This window comes from Citrobacter sp. VF227, from assembly GCF_052950715.1.
On record NZ_JBRFVF010000104.1, the window covers coordinates 1 to 698 of the forward strand.

Consider the following 698-nt stretch of genomic DNA (forward strand, 5'->3'; position numbering starts at 1 on the left):
CAACTCTACATGGCTTACGACTTCGATCTATTCGTCATCGGTGCGGGTTCCGGTGGCGTACGTGCGGCGCGCTTCGCTGCAGGCTTTGGCGCGAAAGTGGCCGTCGCCGAGAGCCGCTATCTGGGCGGCACCTGCGTCAACGTCGGCTGTGTGCCGAAGAAGCTGCTGGTCTACGGTGCGCACTACGCTGAGGACATCGGCTAGGCGCAGGGCTACGGCTGGACCATCGACGGCGCGACCTTCGACTGGAAGACCCTGATCGCCAACAAGGATCGCGAGATTCAGCGCCTGAACGGCATCTATCGCAGCATCCTGGTGGACAGCGGCGTGACCCTGCTGCAGGCGCATGCGCAACTGGTCGATGCACATACCGTCGAAGTCGAAGGCAAGCGCTACAGCGCCGAACATATCCTGATCGCTACCGGCGGCTGGCCGCACGTGCCGGAAATCCCGGGCCGCGAGCACGCCATCACCTCCAACGAAGCCTTCTATCTGGACGCCTTGCCGCGGCGGGTCCTAGTGATTGGCGGCGGTTATATCGCGGTGGAGTTCGCCTCGATCTTCCATGGCTGCGGCGCCGACACCAAGCTGCTCTACCGTGGCGAGCTGTTCCTGCGTGGTTTCGATGGCTCGCTGCGCGACCATCTGAAGGACGAGATGATCAAGAAGGGCGTGGACCTGCAGTTCAACGCCGACGT

At 62.9% G+C, this 698-nt stretch carries 1 pseudogene; it reads left to right on the forward strand.

From position 1 onward, the window contains the following. Nucleotides 1–9: 9 nt before the first annotated feature. Nucleotides 10–698: pseudogene (locus ACU8YC_RS25290) on the forward strand (FAD-dependent oxidoreductase); the annotation flags it as partial.